This is a genomic window from Paraburkholderia sp. (genome assembly GCF_049581445.1).
Lineage (GTDB): Bacteria > Pseudomonadota > Gammaproteobacteria > Burkholderiales > Burkholderiaceae > Paraburkholderia.
Genome location: NZ_JBAURZ010000281.1, coordinates 1 through 3,518, shown reverse-complemented (window position 1 = coordinate 3,518; position 3,518 = coordinate 1). Strand labels below are relative to the sequence as shown.

Below are 3,518 nucleotides of genomic sequence, written 5' to 3'. Positions count from 1 at the left end.
GCCGGCAGTGGTCGTGACGCATTGCCAGCCGGCTTCCAGCGGTTGCGGCCACACCTCGACGGTCGCTGCCGCCGCGTCAGTAGTGGAAGAAGCAGCAGGACGCACCGCGGAGCCCGTCGCCGGGTCCGCGCGGTCGTGCGGGCCTCCCTCGGACCCTTCGTTTAGCAACGCGCGCATGATTCTTCTTCTTGATGCCGTTGATACCGTCGATACCGTCGATGCCGTCGATGCGTGTCGTTACAGCACAAGCGCGGCAAGCGGTGGCACTGTGTTCTCGTAGGCCGCTTCGAGCACATCGAAGCAGTCGTCGCAGGTGTCGCGCCGGCCACGCGCCATCGCGCGAACCAGCCGGAACTGCATCACCATGGCCTCGGAAGCGATCTTTTGCGCGGCCAGCGGAATCGTTTGAGGAATATCGAAACCCTGAGCCGTCAGCCATTGCAGGTACTTCGACAGGAACTCGAAGTTCGCGCCCAGTTGCCGCATCAGGTTGAACGAGTAAGGATGGAAGAACGATTCGCCACGCGCAAGCAGGGTCTCGAGGTGCTCGGGAAACGCCACGCGCCATTGCGAAATGGGATTGCGCAGCGGCCGGCGCTCCAGATGAGCGCACAGCAGTTCCGCCGAGGCTTCGGCAAGTGCGGTGCCTTCCAGGGCGGGCCGGACCTGCTTGGCGAGCTCCGCATACGGAAACAGCAGATCGGGCCGGTTGGCGAACTGCGGCAGCTTGCGAAACACGCCGTCGTAGTCTTCGCCTTCCAGCCGGTGATAGCCCGTGTTGTGGAAATAGCCCAGACGCTTGGCCGCCGGATCGACGAAATCGATGCCCACGCTCGTCTTCGGATGCTCGCGGCGGTACGACGTCGCACGCGTGTTCGGCAGATAGTAGCCGTCGACTTCGACCAGCACGGTATGGCCGCGCTGGGTCTGGGCGTGCACGCGGTCTTCGAGCGAGTCGTAAATGGCCAGTTCCTGCACCTGGGTGCCATACAGACGTTCGATGTCCTCAAGCGGAAACTTGAAGAACGTGAACTGATCGCCTTCGAAATCCTGCGTCACCGTGAAGCCGAACGCTGCGCGTGGCTCAAGGCCGAAGCCGTGCAGCAGTTCGATCCACAGGTCGATATAGCAATTGGTTTCTTGCCACACACGATCGCCCTGATGCAGCGAGTGCGACGCATGAACACGCTCCGTGAAGCTGCCGCAACCGCCCGAGCCGGGCGGCAGAGGCCTGGGGGCACCCGGCAGCGCGCAGGCCGTTGCCGGGTCGCTCCAGAGGGTGGTCAACGGCGGGTTCATACGTGTGCTCCGGCCAGCCCCTGAGCGATGCGCGCCTGGGTGTCGCCCCACAGCAGGGCGCGCACGTCGTCGGGCCAGGTGTTCACGTCGAAGCCGTGATGACGGAACAGCGCGAGCGTAATCCGCTCCATGCCGAAGCCGACGCAACCGGTATGCGCCACGGAACCATCTTCGCACTCGATCTTCCAGATCGCGCCGAAATGGTCCATGTGATAGTTGAACGACAGGCAGGCTGTCTTGCTGGCCGCGTTCGCCACTGGAATCAGCAGTTCGAACTTGAGCGCCTGCGCGCGCTGGCTATCCGCGACGATCTTGCCACCGCGGCCAAAGAACGGGTCGTTGGCGAGATCGACGTCGACCGGCAGATTGAGCAGCGTGACCAGCAGCGAGCCGCGCTCGACCCACATCTGGCGGAACGTCATGACCTGTTCGGCATTGCCCAGGCGCACATATTCACGCTGGCGGAACATCTGCATGCGGGCCGGGTCGAGTGACGGTTCGTGGCGGAAGCAGTACGACAGCACGTCTATCGTGCGACCGTCCGCAGGCAGCGGACCGCGTCGTGCCACGACCGGATAGATCGGGTAGCAGGCCGCCGGCGTGAGAACGAGACGGGTCGGCTTTTGCTGCGACATCCATTCAGTGTCACGGTCGTCGTCGCTCTTCTGCATCGCGTCGTCGAGGCAGCGCAGCAGGCGTTGCTGGCCCGCGTCGTTGCCGCAGAACGAATGCACCGTGCCAGCCAGATCCGGAAAATTCTTCAGATACTCGCTGTCCTCGAAGTCGGTACGGCGCATCGCGGGCGGGAAGCGCAGCACTTCGGCTTGCTGGTCCGCACCAAGATGCGTGATGGCGACATTCAGGCGCTCCACGACGTCCTCGAAGACCTGGCTGCGGCCATACAGGCCGTTTTCGCCGGTATCGATCAGAATGCCGTGCGCCAGCAGTTCGTCGCGAAAGGTCGGGGCAGCAGGGGTGTCAAGATTGGCCGCTTCCAGCACCGCAGTTTCGGTCATCGTGTTCATTTCAGGCTCTCCCCGGAGCGGCCGGCCGTTGGGCCAGCAGCATGCTTGCTGTGTTTTGGGCAATACGGTCGTTATTGATCATCAGCGGCGCGGAATGCAGATCGCGCAGATGACGCCCAACGCTATATTCGGTGCCGTTCTTGTAGCCGGCCATGCCGCAGATCATCAGGACTTCCTGGACCACCAGCAGCGCGGTTGACGATATGCTGGTTTTCAGCGTGTTCATGTCCGAAGCGAAGCCCAGCATGGCCGACAGCGGCGCATCCGCCTGACATCCACCGTGCTTGTTCTGATGCGCGATACGCGCAGCATCCAGCGCCACGGACAGGCGCGCCTGCATCATCTGCAGCAAACCGACCGCTTCCGCGAGGCGCAAACCGGCCGGCGGTACCGAACCGGGCTTGGCGCGCGCCTGGGCCCGGAAAAAGGCTTTGGCACGATTCACCGCGTCGGTAGCGACGCCGGTCCAGACCGAGGCCCACAGCGTGTGTGAGACCGGCAACATGGTCTGATCGGCGATGTCGGCGAAGGGCGTGGGCAGAATTTGCTCGGCGAGGCCTGTAGCAACCAGCCGGAAGCCTTCGCTGCAGGTGCCGCGCATGCCCATCGAATCCCATCCACCGCGTTTTTCAAGCAGCGTTTGTTCGCGAAGCGCGACGATCAGCACCTGGTCGCCCGCGGACGATTCAGCGGTGCGTCGCGATGTGACAAGAATCGCATCGGAGTAGGCCCCGTACGAAATTGTCGGCGCCAGCTTTTCGATGCGGAATCGCTCGCCAGTGATTTCCACCGCGCACGCACTGGTGCGCATCGCGCCGCCAATGGTCTCTTCCGAGGTGGCTGATGCCAGCAGCAGTTGCTCATTGACGATACGTGTCAGCATGTCGCGCTGCCACGCGATAGCGTTCCCGTGTTCCTCGATGCAGGCGACCTGGATCTGATGCATCGCATACACCATCGCGGTGGATGCACATCCCTGAGCCATGATTTCGCAGATCGCGCCCACATCGGCCAGCGACAGACCGGCGCCACCGTAGCTCGCCGGAATCATTGCCGAGAGCAGACGTTCACGCTTGATCGCCTCGAAGGCCTCGGCGGGAAAGCGCGCTTCACGATCTACTGAGTCGGCAAATTGCGCGGCGATCTGAGCGACGCGGCGAGCGGCAGCGCGCCAGCCGGGTTCGGGTTCGATGG

At 63.3% G+C, this 3,518-nt stretch carries 3 protein-coding genes; all 3 read right to left on the bottom strand.

Features of this window, described 5'->3' with window-relative positions:
• Positions 1 to 237: 237 nt before the first annotated feature.
• Genes WCA85_RS23420 through WCA85_RS23410 form a run of 3 tightly spaced genes read right to left on the bottom strand, consistent with a single transcriptional unit; the run spans position 238 to position 3,516 of the window.
• Positions 238 to 1,299 carry a DUF1839 family protein gene (locus WCA85_RS23420; RefSeq protein WP_424067235.1) on the bottom strand — a complete coding sequence of 354 codons (1,062 nt, stop codon included), beginning with the start codon at positions 1,297 to 1,299 and terminating at the stop codon, positions 238 to 240.
• Positions 1,296 to 2,324, bottom strand: coding sequence for an amino acid--[acyl-carrier-protein] ligase (locus WCA85_RS23415; protein WP_424067234.1), 1,029 nt, complete (start codon positions 2,322 to 2,324; stop codon positions 1,296 to 1,298). The genes WCA85_RS23420 and WCA85_RS23415 overlap by 4 nt, the downstream gene beginning before the upstream one ends.
• A gap of 1 nt (position 2,325) precedes the next feature.
• Positions 2,326 to 3,516, bottom strand: coding sequence for an acyl-CoA dehydrogenase family protein (locus WCA85_RS23410; protein ID WP_424067233.1), 1,191 nt, complete (start codon positions 3,514 to 3,516; stop codon positions 2,326 to 2,328).
• Between the last annotated feature and the right edge of the window lie 2 nt (positions 3,517 to 3,518).